18 protein-coding genes are annotated in these 16,324 nt (G+C 71.5%); 9 read left to right on the top strand and 9 right to left on the bottom strand.

The window, feature by feature from the left end; translation table 11 throughout:
• Position 1: 1 nt before the first annotated feature.
• Positions 2-607 (bottom strand): ATP synthase F1 subunit delta, encoded by a 606-nt coding sequence (atpH, locus tag JJI54_RS06270; RefSeq protein ID WP_226381390.1) that lies wholly within the window; start codon positions 605-607, stop codon positions 2-4.
• Positions 608-789: 182 nt separating this feature from the next.
• Here atpH and JJI54_RS06265 point away from each other — a divergent pair, with 182 nt between their 5' ends.
• A complete protein-coding gene (locus JJI54_RS06265; RefSeq protein ID WP_203071890.1) occupies positions 790-2,097 on the top strand; it encodes an MFS transporter in 1,308 nt (435 codons plus the stop codon).
• Here the strand turns inward: JJI54_RS06265 and JJI54_RS06260 are convergent.
• The 3 genes from JJI54_RS06260 to hisC all read right to left on the bottom strand — a co-directional run bounded on the left by JJI54_RS06260 (position 2,082) and on the right by hisC (position 4,726).
• A complete protein-coding gene (locus tag JJI54_RS06260; RefSeq protein WP_203071888.1) occupies positions 2,082-2,480 on the bottom strand; it encodes a (R)-mandelonitrile lyase in 399 nt (132 codons plus the stop codon). The genes JJI54_RS06265 and JJI54_RS06260 overlap by 16 nt on opposite strands.
• A 280-nt stretch (positions 2,481-2,760) precedes the next feature.
• The gene (locus tag JJI54_RS06255) at positions 2,761-3,648 is read right to left on the bottom strand and encodes a prephenate/arogenate dehydrogenase family protein (protein WP_203071887.1); all 888 of its coding nucleotides are present in this window, start codon (positions 3,646-3,648) and stop codon (positions 2,761-2,763) included.
• A complete protein-coding gene (gene hisC, locus JJI54_RS06250; RefSeq protein ID WP_203071885.1) occupies positions 3,641-4,726 on the bottom strand; it encodes a histidinol-phosphate transaminase in 1,086 nt (361 codons plus the stop codon). The genes JJI54_RS06255 and hisC overlap by 8 nt, the downstream gene beginning before the upstream one ends.
• A 146-nt stretch (positions 4,727-4,872) precedes the next feature.
• Between hisC and metX the strand changes: the two genes are divergently transcribed.
• Complete coding sequence (gene metX / locus JJI54_RS06245) at positions 4,873-6,027, top strand: homoserine O-acetyltransferase MetX (protein WP_318987451.1); 1,155 nt, start codon at positions 4,873-4,875, stop codon at positions 6,025-6,027.
• A 34-nt stretch (positions 6,028-6,061) separates the two neighbouring features.
• On the opposite strand, the gene JJI54_RS06240 is transcribed toward metX, so the two are convergent.
• On the bottom strand, positions 6,062-7,609 hold the full coding sequence (locus JJI54_RS06240) for an ABC transporter substrate-binding protein (protein WP_203071884.1): 1,548 nt from the start codon (positions 7,607-7,609) through the stop codon (positions 6,062-6,064).
• A 166-nt stretch (positions 7,610-7,775) separates the two neighbouring features.
• Here JJI54_RS06240 and JJI54_RS06235 point away from each other — a divergent pair, with 166 nt between their 5' ends.
• From JJI54_RS06235 to metW, 3 genes are all read left to right on the top strand, one after another.
• Positions 7,776-9,653 carry an ABC transporter substrate-binding protein gene (locus JJI54_RS06235; RefSeq protein WP_203071882.1) on the top strand — a complete coding sequence of 626 codons (1,878 nt, stop codon included), beginning with the start codon at positions 7,776-7,778 and terminating at the stop codon, positions 9,651-9,653.
• An 11-nt stretch (positions 9,654-9,664) separates the two neighbouring features.
• On the top strand, positions 9,665-10,618 hold the full coding sequence (locus JJI54_RS06230; protein WP_203071880.1) for an isopenicillin N synthase family dioxygenase: 954 nt from the start codon (positions 9,665-9,667) through the stop codon (positions 10,616-10,618).
• 110 nt (positions 10,619-10,728) lie between these two features.
• Complete coding sequence (gene metW / locus JJI54_RS06225) at positions 10,729-11,328, top strand: methionine biosynthesis protein MetW (RefSeq protein WP_203072346.1); 600 nt, start codon at positions 10,729-10,731, stop codon at positions 11,326-11,328.
• Positions 11,329-11,334: 6 nt separating this feature from the next.
• Here the strand turns inward: metW and JJI54_RS06220 are convergent, their stop codons facing one another.
• Entirely contained in the window at positions 11,335-11,520 is a 186-nt protein-coding gene (locus tag JJI54_RS06220; protein ID WP_203071878.1) for a hypothetical protein, read from the bottom strand.
• A gap of 539 nt (positions 11,521-12,059) precedes the next feature.
• Between JJI54_RS06220 and phbB the strand changes: the two genes are divergently transcribed.
• Genes phbB through JJI54_RS06205 form a run of 3 tightly spaced genes read left to right on the top strand, consistent with a single transcriptional unit; the run spans position 12,060 to position 13,838 of the window.
• Positions 12,060-12,782, top strand: a complete 723-nt coding sequence (phbB, locus tag JJI54_RS06215; RefSeq protein WP_203071876.1) for an acetoacetyl-CoA reductase — start codon at positions 12,060-12,062, stop codon at positions 12,780-12,782.
• A gap of 44 nt (positions 12,783-12,826) precedes the next feature.
• Complete coding sequence (locus tag JJI54_RS06210; RefSeq protein WP_226381389.1) at positions 12,827-13,459, top strand: YciI family protein; 633 nt, start codon at positions 12,827-12,829, stop codon at positions 13,457-13,459.
• Positions 13,452-13,838, top strand: a complete 387-nt coding sequence (locus JJI54_RS06205; RefSeq protein WP_203071874.1) for a carboxymuconolactone decarboxylase family protein — start codon at positions 13,452-13,454, stop codon at positions 13,836-13,838. The genes JJI54_RS06210 and JJI54_RS06205 overlap by 8 nt, the downstream gene beginning before the upstream one ends.
• 37 nt (positions 13,839-13,875) lie before the next feature.
• On the opposite strand, the gene JJI54_RS06200 is transcribed toward JJI54_RS06205, so the two are convergent.
• Positions 13,876-14,379: a hypothetical protein gene (locus tag JJI54_RS06200; protein WP_203071872.1), complete on the bottom strand. Its 504-nt coding sequence runs from the start codon at positions 14,377-14,379 to the stop codon at positions 13,876-13,878.
• Between the two features lie 85 nt (positions 14,380-14,464).
• Here JJI54_RS06200 and yddG point away from each other — a divergent pair, with 85 nt between their 5' ends.
• A complete protein-coding gene (gene yddG / locus JJI54_RS06195; protein WP_203071871.1) occupies positions 14,465-15,310 on the top strand; it encodes an aromatic amino acid exporter YddG in 846 nt (281 codons plus the stop codon).
• A 44-nt stretch (positions 15,311-15,354) separates the two neighbouring features.
• On the opposite strand, the gene JJI54_RS06190 is transcribed toward yddG, so the two are convergent.
• Positions 15,355-15,567, bottom strand: coding sequence for a hypothetical protein (locus JJI54_RS06190; protein ID WP_203071869.1), 213 nt, complete (start codon positions 15,565-15,567; stop codon positions 15,355-15,357).
• 147 nt (positions 15,568-15,714) lie between these two features.
• Entirely contained in the window at positions 15,715-16,323 is a 609-nt protein-coding gene (locus tag JJI54_RS06185) for a class I SAM-dependent methyltransferase (RefSeq protein ID WP_203071867.1), read from the bottom strand.
• Between the last annotated feature and the right edge of the window lies 1 nt (position 16,324).

The raw sequence follows: 16,324 nt of genomic DNA, 5'->3' as shown, positions 1-16,324 counted from the left end.
GTTAAGCGGCCCCCTTCATGGCGTACTGCAGGCGCTGCAGCTTGGACTTGAGTGAGTTGTCGTAAAGGCGAGAGCCGATGCGGATGACGAGGCCACCGAGCAGGGTGGCATCGACGCTCTCGCGCAGCTGCACGCCGGAATAGCCGGCTTCCGTCAGCCGCGCGGTGATCTGCGCACGCTGGGTGTCGGACAGCGGATGGGCGGTCGCGACCTCGGCGATCTGCTGGCCGCGGCGCGCCGCGAGCAGCGCGCCGAAGGCAGCCGCCACTTCCGGCAGCCTGGACAGCCGCCGGTTGATGATCAGGACACCGACGAGGTTGCGCACCTCCGTGCCCACCCCCGCGCGCTCCAGCACCGCGAAGGCGGCGCGCTTCTGCTCCGCCGCGTCGTAGCGCGGGTCGGCGACGAAGGCGCGGAAGCCGGCATCGTCGCGCCACAGCGCGAAGAGCGTCTCCAGGTCCTTGGCCACGCGGTCGGCCGCACCCGGCTCCCGCTGGCGCAAATCGTCCACGATGCCGAACAGCGCGAGCGCATAGCGCTCCGACAGCCCGGTGGGGTTCGGGGCCTTGGTGGAGGCCGAGTCTGCGTTGATCGCTGCGGAGGCCAAGGTGGTCCCGGTCCTGTCTCTGGGCAGAGCGTCTGCGGATCGCGCATCAAGGGGAGTAAGCGTTTGCTAACCCCCGTCCCGCGGCGGGCGCGCCTTAGCATGCGTATTGCGGTGCGGCAACACATCCCGTTCACAGAAGATGGCGGTTCACAGGCGCCCCGACCCCGTCCAGCATCCCGCAAATGCCCGCCAGCACACCCTTTCCATCCCAACCCTTCCATGGTTGGAGGGTCGTCGCCGCCGCCTTCGCCCTGGCGATTTTCGCCTGGGGCATCGGCTTCTACGGCGTCGGAATCTTCATCGCGACGCTGGCCGAACACCGCGCCTGGCCCATCGGCTGGCTCTCCGCCGCCGTCACCTTCCACTTCCTGGTCTCGGCCGCCCTCGTCGCCCTGCTGCCAGACTGGCACCGCCGCTTCGGCATCGCCGCCACCACCCGCGCCGCCGCGGCCGCCTCCGCGCTCGGCCTGCTGGGCTGGGGCTGGGCGCCCCATCCCTGGCTGCTGGCACCGGCGGCGGCGCTGACCGGCACGGGATGGGCCCTGGCGAGCGGCGCCGCCATCAATGCCATGCTGATCCCCTGGTTCGACCGCCGCCGCCCCGCCGCCCTCGCCATGGCCTATAACGGCGCCAGCGTCGGCGGCATCGCCATGACGCCCTTCTGGGCCTGGCTGATCGCGGGCTGGGGATTCGGCACCGCCACCCTGGTGGTCGCCGCCCTGCTGCTCGCCGTGGTCTGGCCGCTGGCCGGCCTGGTGCTGGGCCGCCGCCCCGCCGAATTCGGCCAGCACCCGGATGGGGAAGCCACCGCCCGCCCCGCCCCCGCCCAGGCCCCCGCCCCGGCGCGGGACCGCGCCGCCCTGCTGCGGGACCCCCGCTTCATCGGCCTCTCCGCCGCCTTCGCCATCGGCCTCTTCGCCCAGATGGGGCTGGTGACGCACCTCGTCTCCCTGCTCGCCCCCACGCTCGGCGTGCAGGGGGCGGGCCTCGCCGTCTCCCTGGTCACGGTCTTCGCCCTGCTCGGCCGCACCGTCACGGGCTGGCTGCTGCCGGCCGGGGAAAAGCGCCGCCTGGCCGCGGCCGCCACCTTCGCCACCCAGGTCGCGGGCTCGCTCGCGCTGATGCTGGCGGGCGGGGAAGCCTGGCTGCTGCTGCTGGGCTGCGCGCTGTTCGGCATCGGCGTCGGCAACCTGCTCTCGCTGCCGCCCCTCATCGTCCAGGCGGAATTCCCCCCGGCGGAGGTCGGGCGCGTCGTGGCCCTGATGCAGGCGATCAACCAGGCGCTCTACGCGCTCGCCCCGCTGGCCTTCGGGCTGATGCGGGACGCGGCCTCCACCACGGCCGCCATCAGCCTCGCCCTGATCCTGCAGGCGGCGGCCGGCATCCTCGTGCTGCGACGGCCGTCGGAAGGGGGGAGCGCTGCTCCCCCCTTACCCCCCTCGCCAGGGTCCGGCGGGACCCTGGACCGCGGGGTTCAGGGTCCGCGGTAATCGGCGTCGGAGACGTGTTCCAGCCAGGTCACGGGGGAACCGTCGCGCTTTTCCTGGACCGCGATGTGGCTCATCGCCGTGGTCGCGGTGGCGCCATGCCAGTGCTTCTCCCCGGGCGGAAACCAGACCACGTCACCCGGGCGGATCACCTCCACCTGGCCACCCTCCCGCTGCGCCCAGCCACAGCCCGAGGTCACGATCACGGTCTGGCCATAAGGATGGGTGTGCCAGGCGGTGCGGGCCCCGGGCTCGAAGGTCACCAGCGCACCCGCCGCCCGGGCCGGCTCCGGCGGGCTGAACAACGGGTCGATGCGGACCGTGCCGGTGAAATACTCGGCCGGCCCCCGGGTGGAAGGCAGGGTGCCCGCGCGCGTGATGTCCATGGCCCAACTCCCTCGGTTCAGGCCCCAGATGGCGCCGCCACCACGCCACCGCCAGCCGGGATGATCCGCATGCACCATGAAGCCCGGCTTCACGATGCGCGATTATCCTGGAATCCCGCTGGTGTTCCGGCTATGTTCGCTTCGCCATCGGGCCACCCGCGACCGGACGGCGCCCTCAGGGATCGGGACCCAAAGGATCGGCACCCCGAAAAACGGTGCTAAAGGCGCTTAAACGGCATAATCGGGCTAAAGGGGTTAGTGGCTTAAAAGCCACACACCCTCACGCCTGCTTCCGCTCGATCAGCCCCTGCCGGATCTTCCGGCCGCGCCGGATGCGGTCCTCGATGAACTCCGCCTGGCCCCAGCGCACGGCCCGGCCCAGCGCATGCGAATCCTCCGTGAAGCGCGCCAGCATCTCCAGCAGCGCCTCCCGGTTGTTGAGGAAGACGTCGCGCCACATGGTGGGATCGCTGGCCGCGATGCGGGTGAAGTCCCGGAAGCCGGAGGCCGCGAATTTCAGCACCGCCTCCTTCGTCTCCTCCGCCAGGTCGTCGGCGGTGGAGACGATGGTGAAGGCCAGCAGATGCGGCAGGTGGCTGACGATGGCCACCACCTTGTCATGGGTGGCGGGGTCCAGCGTCTCGATCATGGAACCGCAGCGCCGCCACAGCTCCCGCACCTTCTCGACGGCCTCGGGATCCGTGCCGGCGACGGGGGTGATGATGGTGTAGCGGCCCTGGAACAGCTCGGGGAAACCCGCATCGGGGCCGGAATACTCCGTGCCCGCCATGGGATGCGCCGGCACCAGGTGGCAGCCCGCCGGCATCAGCGGGCCGAGGTCCCGGATCACGCTCATCTTGGTGCTGCCGACATCGGTGACGATGGCGCCGGGCTTCAGCTGGGGCGCGACCGCCGCCATCACCTCGGCATAGGCGCCGACCGGCACGCAGAAGATGACGCAATCCGCGCCCTGCACGGCCTTCGCGGGGTCCTCCTCCACCACATCGGCGATGCCGAGTTCCCGCACCCGCGCCAGCGTCGCCGGCGTCTTGGCATGCGCCACCACGGTCCGCGCCAGGTCGCCCCGCACCCGCGCCACGCGCGCGATGGAGGAGCCGATCAGCCCGATGCCCAGCAGGCAGAGGCGATCGAAGAGGGGCTCAGCCATTCCGGCTGAAATCGGTCAGGGCGTCGATGACCATCTGGCATTCCTCGGCGGCGCCGATGGTGACGCGCAGGCACTGGGGCAGCCCGTAGCCGCCCATGGCGCGCACGATCAGCCCGCGGGCGCGCAGATGCGCATCCGCCGCCTTGGCCCGCGCCCCGTCGCCGAAATCGACCAGGAGGAAATTGCCCTCGCTCGGCCAGACCTTGAAGCCGGCGGCCTCCATCGCGGCCGCCACCTTGGCGCGCCATTCCGTGTTGTGGGCGATGGACTTCTCGATCCAGCCGGGCTCCGCCAGCGCCGCGATGCCGGCCGCCATGGCGGCCGCGTTCACGTTGAAGGGCCCGCGCACGCGGCCGAGGATGTCCACGATCGGCGCCGGCGCATAGGCCCAGCCGAGCCGCATGCCGCCCAGGCCGAAGATCTTGCTGAAGGTGCGCGTCATCACCGTGTTGGGCGTGGCGTCCACCAGCTTCTGGCCGGGGTCGTAGTCCGGCCGCGTGACGTATTCGGCGTAGGCGGAGTCCAGCACCAGCAGCACGTCCTGGCGGAGTTCCCGCCGCAGCCGCTCCACCTCGCTCTGCGGCAGGATGCTGCCGGTCGGGTTGTTGGGGTTGGCCAGGAACATGAGGCGCGTCCGCGGCCCGACCGCGGCCAGCAGCCCGTCCACATCGGCGGTCAGGTTGCGCTCCGGCACCTTGATGACCTGGCAGCCCGCCCAGCGGCCGGTGATCTCGTACATCATGAAGCCATGGGCGGACATGACCAGCTCCGTGCCCTCGCCCCCATAGGCCAGGATCAGCATGGCCAGCAGCTCGTCCGACCCGTTGCCGCAGACGATCCGGGCGGGGTCGAGGCCGAAGCGCTTGCCGATCGCCTCCCGCAGCGCGGTCGCGCCGCCATCGGGGTAGCGATGCGCCTCCCGCGCATTGGCGGCGATCGCCTCGATGGCCGAGGGGGGCGGGCCGAAGGCGCCCTCGTTGGAGGAGAGCTTGATGATGCGGTTGACGCCCGGGACCTTGGACTCGCCGCCGACATAGGGCTCGACCGAGAGGATGGACGGGCGCGGCATGACGGTCATGGCAGGGGTCCCTGGGCGAAGGCGGGAAAGGGGGCGTGATCCATAGACGCGCCGGCCCGCCCCGCCAAGGAGTGCCCCTTGCACGCGGCGGTTGCCGGAACCGGCCACCCCGCCTATTCCTGCCGCGGAAACGCCCCGAGACCGATGTGACCGAGGCCCTGGCCCCCCTTCCCCAGCTCGACCACCAGCGCGCCGTCTTCGCCGATGGCCTGGCGCTGGACAGCGGCGCGGTCATCAAGCCGCTCGCCGTCGCCTATCGCACCTATGGCAGGCTGAATGCGCTGCGGACCAACGCCGTGCTGATCTGCCACGCGCTGACCGGCGACCAGTATGTGGCGGAAACCCAGCCGCTGACGGGCAAGTCCGGCTGGTGGGACACGCTGGTCGGCCCCGGCAAGCCGGTGGACACCGACCGCTTCTTCGTCATCTGCGCCAATGTGCTGGGCGGCTGCATGGGCTCCTCCGGCCCCGCCGAGGAGATGACGGATGCCGAGGGCCAGCCCATGGGCCGGCCCTGGGGCATCGATTTCCCCTCCATCACCATCCGCGACATGGTCCGCGCCCAGAAGCGGCTGGTCGATCACCTCGGCATCGATCGCCTGCTGGCGGTCGTCGGCGGGTCCATGGGCGGGATGCAGGTGCTGGAATGGGCCGCGACCTACCCGGACATGGTGGTGGCCGCGGCGCCCATCGCGACGGCCTCCTACCACTCCGCCCAGAACATCGCCTTCCATGAGGTCGGCCGCGCCGCCATCCATGGCGACCCCGACTGGAAGGGTGGCCGCTACTGGGAGGATGGGCGCATCCCGGCCAAGGGCCTCTCCGTCGCCCGCATGGTCGCCCACATCACCTACCTGTCGGAGGCGGCGCTGGGGCGGAAGTTCGGCCGCCGGCTGCGGGGTGCCTCGGCGCTGACCTTCCTCGAGGACGTGTTCGAGGTGGAAAGCTACCTCCGCCACCAGGGCAGCACCTTCGTCCGCCGCTTCGACGCCAACAGCTACCTGACCATCACCCGCGCCATGGATTACTTCGACCTGGCCGCGGAGCATGGGGGGGAGGTCGCGAACGCCTTCCGCGGCACCCGCACCCGCTTCCTGGTGGCCTCCTTCAGCAGCGACTGGCTCTTCCCCACCGAGGAAAGCCGCGCCCTGGTCCGCGCGCTGAACGCCGCCGCGGCCAATGTCTCCTTCGTCGAGATCGCGACCGACAAGGGCCACGACGCCTTCCTGCTGGACGAGCCGGTCTTCCACCGGGCGCTCGGCGGGTTCCTGAAGGGTGCTGCCGAGCGCGTCGGCGTCTAGCCGGAGCGCCAAGACACTCGTCGGCGTCTAGGGCCTACCCGAAGCGCAGATTATCCGGCCGCAGGTCCATGAAGTAGAAGGTGTAGGGCCGCCACTGCACGCGGCTGCGCATCGCGTAGAATTCGGCGGGCTGGTACAGCACCGTGCCCGGCGCCTCCTCCTCCCACGCATCCAGCATGCGCTGGAACAGTGCCTTCCGTGCCTCGGGGTCCGTCTCGGCCTCCAGCGCGCGGCCGGCGGCGTTGAAGGCCTCCGTGCTGCGGAAGGCGCCGCTCACCTGGAACCAGCTGGACGGCCCCCAGGAGATCCACAGCGAGCCCAGCGGGTCGGGCAGCCGCGTGGAGTTGGAGTTGTTGCCGATCTGCTGCCCCGCACCGCGCATCTGCGCGAAGTTCTCCACCACCTGGAGCTTCGCGTTGATGCCGACCTCCTTCCACATCTCCACCGCCACCTGCGCCGCCTTCAGGGCATTGGTGTAGTAGTTGGGCATGGTGCGATAGGCGATCTCCTCGCCGCGATACCCCGCCTCCCGCAGCAGCCGCCGCGCCGCCGCCTGGTCGAAGCGGAGTGACCGGCCCTGCAGGAACATCGGGCCGTATTCGGGAAAATTGTGGCTCGGCGGCACCACGGCGGCGCCGTCCCACAGCGTGTCCACCAGCAGCTTGCGGTCCAGCGCCAGGCCCAGCGCCTGGCGCACCCGCCGGTCGCCCATGCCCGCACCGCGTTCGTCGAAGGTCAGCACATGGACATTGGCGAGCACGACGTTGCGGACCGTGACACCCGGCGTCCGCCGCAGCTGCGCCACCTGGTCCGGCGGCACATTGGTGATGAGGTCCACGCCGCCGGATTGCAGCGCCGCGACGCGGGCCGCGAGTTCGGGAATCTGCCGGAACACGACGCCCCGCGCGGTCGGCCAGCCCATGAAATAGTCGTCGAAGGCATCGAGCGTGATGCGCTGGTCCGTCTGCAGCTCCCGCACCTTGAAGGGGCCGGTGCCGATGGGGGCGCGGCTGAAGCCGTCGAAGCCCCGCTCCTCATAGGCGCGACGGTTGACGATCCAGCCGCACCAGCTGGCGAGCCGCTGTTCCAGCAGCACGTCGGGCACCCGCGTCGTGAAGCGCACGGCATGCGGGCCCAGCGCCTCCACCCCCGCCAGGGTGGCGAAGTAGGACCGCGCCTCCGGCATCAGCGCATCCGGGCCGAACATGCGGCGGGAGGTGAAGGTGTAGACCACATCCTCCGCCGTCAGCCGGTCCCCATTGTGGAACAGCACGTCGTCGCGCAGCCGGAGTGTCAGCTGGTGCGGCCCGTTGCGTTCCCAGGCGGTGGCGAGATGCGGCTTCAGCGCGGAGCCCCCGCCATCCGGCGTGCCGAGGAAGTCGCGCCGGATCAGCGTGTCGAAGATCGAGTAGGTGACGCGGGTCCCGACATTGGAGAGCTCCCGCGCCGGCTCCAGCGTCGGCGGCAATTCGGCGACGCCGATGGTCAGCACCGGCCGCGGATCGGCGGATTGCGCGAAGGCTGCGCGAGGCGCGGCGGCGATGGCGGGCAGGGTCAGGACGGCGCGGCGGGTGGCGGCCATGGCGGGGCTCCTCGGTTCGCCCCTGTGTGCCAGCCTGGTGTGATGCGCCGACGACGCTTCGGCGTCCGGCGCGTGACAGCCGCCTTCGCCGAAACGTCACGCCCCCGTCCCGCCCCTGTCACGCGCCCGCCGCAGATTGCGGCCGCCACAGGGGACCGGATCGGATATGGGCGCGCTACGGCTGGTGCAGGTGACGGACACCCATCTCTCGCCAACGCATGGCTACTTCGCCGACAACTGGGCGGTCTTCGCGGAGGCGATGCGCGCCGACCCGCCGGACCTGATCGTCCATGGCGGCGACGTCGCCTTCAACGGCCCGGCGGCGCCGGCGGACCTCGCCTTCGGCGCCGCGGCGCTGCGTGGCCTCGGCATCCGCTGGGCGGCCATCCCCGGCAACCATGATATCGGGGAGGCGCCGGCCTTCTCCCGCCTCGCCCAGCCGATCAACGCGGCACGCATCCAGGCCTGGCGGGACCATGTCGGGCCGCAATGGTGGTCGATGGATGCGGCGGGCTGGCGCCTCATCGGCCTCGACACCGCGCTGATGGGCAGCGGATTGCCGGAGGAAGCGGCGCAGGAGGCCTTCCTGGCGGAGACGCTCGCGAAGCGGGGCGGGCAGGACGCGATGGTCTTCGTCCATATGCCGCCCTTCGACGGCGATCCGGCGGCAACCGCCTTCACCACCAGCGTCATGCCGCCCGCGCCCCGCGCGCGCTTCCTGGAGGCCTGCGCGGGGGGCGGCGTGAGGGTGATCGCCTGCGGGCATTTGCATGTCTATCGCCGCATCCGCCACCGCGGCATGGACATCGTCTGGGCGCCGCCGACGGCCATGGTCGATGTGCGGCGCTGGCAGCAAAGGCTCCGCCGCTTCCCCCGCCCTGGTTATCTCGAATGGCGGCTGGACCGCGACCAGCGGCGGCACGACCACGAACCTGCCGCCCCGGCCCCTCGCCGCCGCCTGAAGGCTGGCCCGTGGTTTGCAGGGCCCCGGGCACCCAGCCCGGAGGCTCCGCCCATGCCGATCGCCCGCCGCACCCTCGGTCTTGCCGCCGCCAGCCTGCTCGCCGCCCCCGCGCTCCGCGCCCAGGGGCTTCCCCGCGTGAAGTACCAGGTGGACTGGGCCTTCCAGGGCCCCAACGCCTTCATGCTCTACGGGCGGGAGAAGGGATTCTTCCGCGATGCGGGCATCGAGCTGCAGATCGACCGCGGCTTCGGGTCGGGCCGGGTGCCCATCGATGTGGCGGGCGGCGCCTATGAAATCGCCCAGGCGGACATCAACCCCGTCATCAAGTTCATCGCGGAGAACCCGAATGCCGGCCTCGTCGTCGTCGGCGTCTTCGGCGACCGCAGCCTGCTCTGCGCCACGGTGCGGGAGGATGGGCCGATCCGCGCGCCGAAGGATTTCGAGGGCCGGACGCTGGCGGCGCCCGACAGCGACGCCGGCCGCCAGATCTTCCCGGCCTTCGCCCGCGCCGCCGGCTTCGATGCCAGCAAGGTCAACTGGCTGACGGTGCGGCCGGAGCTGCGGGAGCCCATGCTGGTGCAGCGCCGCGCGGACGGCATCACCGGCGCCGCGACCAGCACCGGCATGTCGCTGAAGGCGCTCGGCATGGATTGGCCGCAGCAGCGCATCCTCTGGTACCGCGATTTCGGCCTGCCGCTCTACGGCACCTGCTGGCTGACCACGCGCGACTATGCGCGGCGCAACCCGGAACTGGTCCGCGCCGTCGTCGCCGGCGGCATGCGCTCGCTGCGGGAAGCCTATCGCGACCCCGCCGGCTGCATCGCCGCCCTGAAGACCGCCGAGCCCCTGACCGATGTCGCGATCGAGGCCGAGCGCCAGCAGGTCTCGCTGCGGGAGCAGATCGTCTCCGACCACGTCCTGGCCAACGGCCTCTCCGCCGTCGTCCCCGCCCGCTTCCAGCAGGGCCTGGCGGCGGTGGAGGAAGCCTATGGCATGGCGCCGAAGCTGAAGCCGGAGGATGTCTATACCGACGCCTTCCTGCCGCCCGCCGCGGAGCGTCGCCTGGTGGTGACCAGCTGAGGCACGCCGCCATGAACGACGCGATCCCGACCCTTGATTTCGAGCCCTTCCTGCACGGCACGGCGGCCGACCGCGCCCATGCGGCCAAGGCCATCGGCGCCGCCTTCGAACGCTACGGCTTCATCCAGCTGGTGGGCCATGGCGTGCCGCAGGCGGCGCTGCAGGGCGCCTTCGCGGCGGCGGAGGCCTTCTTCGACCGGCCGGAAGCCTGGAAGCGCCAGGTGCAGGACCGCCGCAACAACCGCGGCTATGTGCCGATGTTCGACAGCGCCATGCCCGGGGAGAAGCCGGGCGGGCACGAGGCCTTCAGCATCGGCCATTTCGCCCGGCCCGCGGACCCGGAACTCCGCGCCCTGCCCTTCCATGCGGAGACGCCCTGGCCCGACATGCCGGGGTTCCGCGAAAGGGTCGAGGCCTGCTACCGCGCCATGTATGAATGCGGCCAGCACATCCTGGCCGCCGTCGCGCTGCATCTCGGCGTGGCCGAGGATTTCTTCGCGGAGGCGGCGCGGGAGAGCTACTCCAACATGCGGGTCATCCATTACCCGCCGGCGGAGGCGATCGCGGAGCGCACCGATATCGGCGTGCGCGCCCATGCGGATGAGGGGCTGATCACCCTGCTGGTGCAGGACATGAATGGCGGCCTCGCGGTGCAGGGCCCCTCCGGCGACTGGCTGCCGGTGGTACCGAACCGGGAGGCGATGGTGGTCAACGCCGGCAAGCTGCTGCGCCGCTGGACCAATGGCCGCTACCAGGCGGCGATGCACAAGGTGGTCAACCGGTCGGGGCGGGAACGCTACTCCATCCCGCTCTTCGTCCACCCCTCCTACCACACCCGCATCGACCCGGTGACGCTGGTGGGGGAAGCCCCGGCCGGCGAGGATTTCGCCCCCATCGTGGCCGGGGAGGAGGTGTACCGGAACTTCAAGGCCCGCCGCCTGTCCTGGCAGGAAGCGACGTCCTGATCCCGCTGCTGGACGCCGCGCGGGGGGAAAGCTAGACCCCCCCGCGACGCCTGCAACGGATGGGAATGCCCGTGCCCGACGCCGCCGAGGTGCGCTTCGTCGCCAAGAACATGCGCCTCGACCTCCGCCTGATCGCGGAAATGATCCAGCCCGGCGCCCGCGTGCTCGACATCGGCTGCGGCGACGGCGCGCTGATCGAGCACCTGACCCGCCACAAGGCCGCCGATGCCCGGGGCATCGAGATCGACATGGCGGAGGCGACGGAAGCGGTCGCGGCCGGGCTGCCGGTGATCCATGGCGATGCCGATACCGACCTCGCCTTCTATCCCGACGGCGCCTTCGACTATGTCGTGCTGTCCCGCACCCTGCAGGCGGTGGAACGGCCGCGGGAGGTGCTGCGCCAGATGCTGCGCATCGGCGGGCGGGCCATCGTCTCCTTCCCCAATTTCGGGCACTGGCAGCTGCGGGTGAAGCTGCTGCTGGATGGCCGGATGCCGGACAACGAGACCTGGAGCCGGCCCTGGTACGAGACGCCGAACATCCATCCCTGCACGATCCGGGACTTCTTCGCGCTCTGCGCGATGGAGGGCTATGTGGTCGAGAAGTGGCTGGCGGTGGACGACAAGGGCCTCAGCACGCCCTGGAAACGGTCGCCCTGGCTGGCGAACCTGTTCGGCGAACAGGCCCTGTTCCTGCTGCGGCGGGGCTGAAGCGCCTCAGTGCAGCCGGGCGCCCGCCGGCGCGCCCTGGGACGGCAGCAGGGATGCCGCCATGGCGGCATGCCGCGCCGCGGCATCGGCGCCGAGGCGTCTGCATTCCGCCTCGACATAGGCCAGCATCAGCATGATGGCAGCCTGGTCGGTCTTCTCGCCATCGGAGGAAGCAGGCAGCGTGGTCTGCATGGTGTTGGTCCTGGGGTAGGGCCCAAGCGCGGCCGGTGTTAAGCGTATTGCATACCGATCACATATCCGTGAAGACAAAATCGCATCCCGCCGTTTTCCACTGGAAGTTGTAATCGCCGCATCAGCCACACCTTGTACCGCCCGCGCCGCGCGACAAGGCGCGCCATGGCGCGATCGCCGCTGATCCCGGCCCCGCGCGCCCCGGCCGGCGCACCCCACGCCGGCCCGGCATGCTCCATGGCCGCCGCGCGCAAAAAAATCCCCGGCGGGTTGCCCGCCGGGGCTGAGTTCAGGGAGGAAACGTCCAGGAACGTCCGTGCGGCGCCTTGGGCGCCTCGGGACAGGGGGAAGGTTAGGCAGCGCCACTCGTTGACGCCTTGATATGAATCAAAACGTCGTGTTTCTCGCGCCGGATGCCCGTTTGCTCTCCCGCGCCGGGCGGGCGAGGATGGAGGGTGTCCGCCGGCCCTGGGCCCGGTGGCATGCAGGGAAGCGGGCGGTGCCCCAGGCACCGCGACAACCAAGACAGGAGAGCCGGGATGGCACGGGTAGCATTGGTGACGGGCGGTCAGCGTGGCATCGGCGCCGCGATCAGCGAGGCGCTGCAGGCGGCGGGCCGCAAGGTCGTCGCCTCCTACGCCGGCAACGATGCCGCGGCGCAGGCCTTCACGGAGCGCACCGGCATCCCCTGCTACAAGTTCGACGTCGGTGACTACGATGCCTGCGTCGCCGCCGTGCAGAAGATCGAGGCCGAGGTCGGGCCCATCGAGATCCTGGTGAACAACGCCGGCATCACGCGCGACGCCATGATGCGCAAGCTGACGCGCCAGATGTGGGACGACGTGATCGATACCAACCTCGGCAGCTGCTACAACATGTGCAAGGCGGTGTGGGACGGGATGAGCAGCCGGAAGTTCGGCCGCATCGTCAACATCGGCTCCGTCAACGGCCAGGCCGGGCAGCTCGGCCAGGTGAACTACGCCGCCGCCAAGTCCGGCATCCACGGCTTCACCAAGGCGCTGGCGCAGGAAGGTGCCCGCAACCAGGTCACGGTCAACGCCGTCGCGCCCGGCTATGTGGACACGGAGATGGTGCGCGCCGTGCCCGCCGACGTGCTGGAGAAGATCATCGCCCGCATCCCGCGCGGCCGCCTCGGCACCGCGCAGGACATCGCCCGCGGCGTCGCCTTCCTGACGGCGGACGAGGCCGACTTCATCACCGGCTCCACGCTGTCCATCAACGGCGGCCAGCACATGTACTGAGGCCGGCGGGGGGAGGCGCGTCCTCCCCCGCCCTGGAGACCGCCATGACCACCGCCATCATCGCCTTCGACGGCACGGATGCCGATGCCCCCGCCCGCCGCGCGGCGGCGCGCGACGCGCATGTCGCCTTCATCACCGCGGAAGCCGAGGCTGGGCGCCTGCTGCTCGGCCTGCCGCTGCATGACGAGGCCGGGCGCAGCCTCGGCTCCCTGATGATGATCGCGGGCGAGGAGGCCGCGCGCGACGCCTACCTGGCCGCCGAGCCCTTCGCGCACCAGGGCGTCTGGCAGCGGGTGGAGGCGCATCCCTTCCGCATCGCCCCCCTGCCCTACCAGGGCTGGCCGCAGGCGGTGCCGCAGGGCCGGACCCACACCATCGCCATCGCCTGGGACGGCACGGATGCGGGCGCGCTGGAACGGCGCCTGGCGAACCGGCAGGGGCATTTCGACCGCGTCCGCCCCATGGCGGCCGATGGCACGCTGCTGTTCGGCGGCGCGCTGCTGGATGCGGCGGGGACGATGCGCGGCTCCATCGCCGTGACGCGCCACCTGACGCATGCCGCGGTGCGCGACTGGATGGCGCCGGACCCCTATGTGGCCGGCGATGTCTGGCGCGACATCGCGCTGTACGGCACCAGCTTCCGGCCCCTGCCCTACAAGCCCCTGCCGCATGCCTAGGCTGCTGTCCTACGCGGAGGCGGCGCCCGAGGCGCGGGCGGTCTTCGACGAGATCAAGGCCGCGCGCGGCGTCGAGGACGTCAACAATTTCTGGAAGGCCTTGGCCGTCGATCCACCGCTGCTGCGCCGGACCTGGGACAGCCTGCGCGCCGTCATGGGCCCGGGCGCGATCGATCCCGTGGTGAAGGAGATGCTGTACCTCGCCGTCTCCATGACCAGCGGCTGCGCCTATTGCACCGCCAGCCACACCGCGGCCGCGCGGGCCAAGGGCATGACGGAGGCGCAGTACGGGGAGCTGCTCGCCATCGTCGGCATGGCGGCGGAGACGAACCGGCTGGCGGAGGCGCTGCGCGTGCCGGTGGACCCGCAATTCGACTGACGCCAGCGAGCGCCTGCCGCGACCGCGGGCATCCCGTTCAGCGCGAAGGCGGCATGGACTGGAAGATGCCTGCCAGCACCTCCGCGAGCATCCGTTGCAGCAGATCGCTCGACCGCGCCTGCATGGCGGTGCCGATCGCAGCCTGCTCGGCCATCCACTTGGGCACGGCTGGCGAACGCGGGCCAAGTTCCGCGAGGGAGGCGAGCTCCGGCGCCGTCAGACGCTCCAGATGCGCGGCAGCGAGATTCCGGTCCCACGCCTCCTGGTAGCGCGGGGCGACCTCCTGGACGTGTTGCGACAGAAGCGCATGGGCGCGGAAAGGGCCAAGTTGCGTGGCGACCATGGTGTAGGTCTGGGTCCGCATCCCCGCCTGGACCGCGAGTTGCGACAGGTTCCGGCCCAGCCCAAGCCGGCGCACGGCATCGAGCGCCACCGCCTGGTCCTGCGCTGTCTGCGCGCTCGCCCCTGTCAGGGGCGCCAGGCAGAGGCCCCCCAGCAGGGCCAGGAGGATGATGCGGCGCGGAGCGGGCTGGTCCGACATGGCCCAGTGTGCGGGTTCGTTGCGGCCGCGCGCAAGGACGGGGCGGGAGGCTCGCAGCAGCACCGCCAGGCGCTATAGCGGGCGCATGTCTCCCGCCACCCTCGCCGGCTGCGGCGCCCTTGCCCTCTGGGCCTTCCTCGCGCTGCTCTCGCGCCTCGCCGCCGGCATCCCGCCGCTGCAGATCACGGCCATGGGCTTCGCGGTCGGGGGCATCGTCGGCCTCGCCGTCGTCGCGGCCACGGGGCGGCTCGGCGCGCTGCGGCAGAGCCCGCTCGCCTGGGCGCATGGCGTGGGCGGGCTGTTCGGCTACCACGCGCTCTACTTCATCGCGCTCGCCCTGGCGCCGGCGGTGGAGGCGAACCTCATCAACTACCTCTGGCCGCTGCTGATCGTGCTGCTGGCCGCGCCGCTGCGCGGCCTGGCGCTCGGCCCGGCGCGGCTGGCCGGCGTCGGCCTCGGCTTCGCGGGCTGCGCCATCCTGGTCGGCACGGGGGCGAGCTTCCCGCCGGAGGCCCTGCCCGGCTTCCTCGCGGCGCTGGGCTGCGCCGTCACCTGGGCGGTCTATTCCGTCACATCCGGCACGGCGAAGCTGGCCGGCGTGCCGACGGAAGCGGTGGCCGGCTTCTGCCTGGCGACCGCCGCGCTGGCCCTGCTGGCGCACCTGGCCTTCGAGGCCACGGTGATGCCCGATGCGCGGCAGGCGATCGCGGTGCTGCTGCTCGGCCTCGGCCCGGTGGGCGCGGCCTTCTTCCTCTGGGACATCGGCATGAAGCGCGGGGATCCGCGCCTGCTCGGCACGCTGGCCTATGCCGTTCCCGTCGCCTCCACCCTGCTGCTCATCGCGGCCGGGGAGGGCACGCTGTCCATCCGCGTGCTGGTCGCCACGCTGATGGTCGCCGGTGGCGGCTTCGTCGCCGCCAAGGCGCGGTAGTCGGGCCGCAAGGGCGCGGTAGTCAGGCCGCCAAGGCGCGGTGATCAGGCGGCCAGCGCCCGCCGGGCCCGCGCCGGCTTCGCCAGGCAGGCGCTGACCAGCGCCGCCAGCTGGCCCGCGGAGGCCGCATCCATGCGCAGCATCAGGCGTTCGCCCGCGCGCGTCACCAGGTCGATGCTGAAACCCTCGGCGCCCATGCCCACGGCCACCGGTTCACAGAGCGCCCCACCAACGCCCATCGCTTCCTGCTTCGCCACCGCAACCTCCTGTCCGTCCCCAGTCCCGCCCGGCTATTCCGGGCGGCACGGCTCATCCGTGCAGGTCCCAATTGCCCTTGGCTCCGCAACAAACCTGTTAACCGCCGGGGGGCGCCGACGCTTCCCGACAAAGTCGGCGGCGGTCCCTCAGCCCGGCTTGCGGAGCAGCGCGCGCACCACCTCGGCGGGGCCCTGGTGGCGCGGGCCTTCATCGAGGTGGACGGTCCCCTCCAGCAGTTCCAGCACCGTGAGGCTGCCGAAGAGATCCTCCACGATGGCGCGGGACCAGAGCAGCTCCGCCATCTTCGGCCCGCCGCTGCGCCGGCCCTGCTGGGCGGGGGTGAAGCATTCCAGCGCCAGCAGCCCCCCGGGCGCGAGGCTGCGGACCACGCCCGCCGCCGCCGCCGCGCGGTCCGCCGGCGGCAGGTGCAGGTAGATCCAGGCCACGAGGTCGAAGCCCGCTTCCGGATACGCCCAGGCGCTGGCATCGGCGGTGACGCAGCGCATCGCCACCCCCCGCCGCGCCGCCAGCGCGGCCGCCTTGGCCGATCCCACCGGCGACCAGTCGAGCGAGGTGACGTCCAGCCCCTGGCCCGCCAGCCAGGCGCCGTTCCGCCCCTCCCCATCGCCCAGCGCCAGCGCCCGCATCCCCGGCCGCAGCCGCGGGCCGAGGCTTTCGAGGTAGAGGTTCGGCGCCTCCCCGAACTGGAAGCCACCGCCGGCGTAGCGTTCGTCCCAGGCGAGGCTGGTGCTCATC

The sequence above is a fragment of the Falsiroseomonas ponticola genome (genome assembly GCF_016805305.1).
Classification (GTDB): domain Bacteria; phylum Pseudomonadota; class Alphaproteobacteria; order Acetobacterales; family Acetobacteraceae; genus Falsiroseomonas; species Falsiroseomonas ponticola.
The sequence above is the reverse complement of the archived record's forward strand: the minus strand, read 5'-3'. Positions and strand labels throughout refer to the sequence as shown.

Bases quoted from the DNA above. Each gene is read 5' to 3' on its own strand.
- JJI54_RS06265 (WP_203071890.1), top strand. From the start codon at position 790: ATGCCCGCCAGCACACCCTTTCCATCCCAACCCTTCCATGGTTGGAGG.
- JJI54_RS06260 (WP_203071888.1), bottom strand. From the start codon at position 2,480: ATGGACATCACGCGCGCGGGCACCCTGCCTTCCACCCGGGGGCCGGCC.
- JJI54_RS06255 (WP_203071887.1), bottom strand. From the start codon at position 3,648: ATGGCTGAGCCCCTCTTCGATCGCCTCTGCCTGCTGGGCATCGGGCTG.
- hisC (WP_203071885.1), bottom strand. From the start codon at position 4,726: ATGACCGTCATGCCGCGCCCGTCCATCCTCTCGGTCGAGCCCTATGTC.
- JJI54_RS06240 (WP_203071884.1), bottom strand. From the start codon at position 7,609: ATGGCCGCCACCCGCCGCGCCGTCCTGACCCTGCCCGCCATCGCCGCC.
- JJI54_RS06235 (WP_203071882.1), top strand. From the start codon at position 7,776: ATGGGCGCGCTACGGCTGGTGCAGGTGACGGACACCCATCTCTCGCCA.
- JJI54_RS06230 (WP_203071880.1), top strand. From the start codon at position 9,665: ATGAACGACGCGATCCCGACCCTTGATTTCGAGCCCTTCCTGCACGGC.
- metW (WP_203072346.1), top strand. From the start codon at position 10,729: ATGCGCCTCGACCTCCGCCTGATCGCGGAAATGATCCAGCCCGGCGCC.
- JJI54_RS06220 (WP_203071878.1), bottom strand. From the start codon at position 11,520: ATGCAGACCACGCTGCCTGCTTCCTCCGATGGCGAGAAGACCGACCAG.
- phbB (WP_203071876.1), top strand. From the start codon at position 12,060: ATGGCACGGGTAGCATTGGTGACGGGCGGTCAGCGTGGCATCGGCGCC.
- JJI54_RS06210 (WP_226381389.1), top strand. From the start codon at position 12,827: ATGACCACCGCCATCATCGCCTTCGACGGCACGGATGCCGATGCCCCC.
- JJI54_RS06205 (WP_203071874.1), top strand. From the start codon at position 13,452: ATGCCTAGGCTGCTGTCCTACGCGGAGGCGGCGCCCGAGGCGCGGGCG.
- JJI54_RS06200 (WP_203071872.1), bottom strand. From the start codon at position 14,379: ATGTCGGACCAGCCCGCTCCGCGCCGCATCATCCTCCTGGCCCTGCTG.
- yddG (WP_203071871.1), top strand. From the start codon at position 14,465: ATGTCTCCCGCCACCCTCGCCGGCTGCGGCGCCCTTGCCCTCTGGGCC.
- JJI54_RS06185 (WP_203071867.1), bottom strand. From the start codon at position 16,323: ATGAGCACCAGCCTCGCCTGGGACGAACGCTACGCCGGCGGTGGCTTC.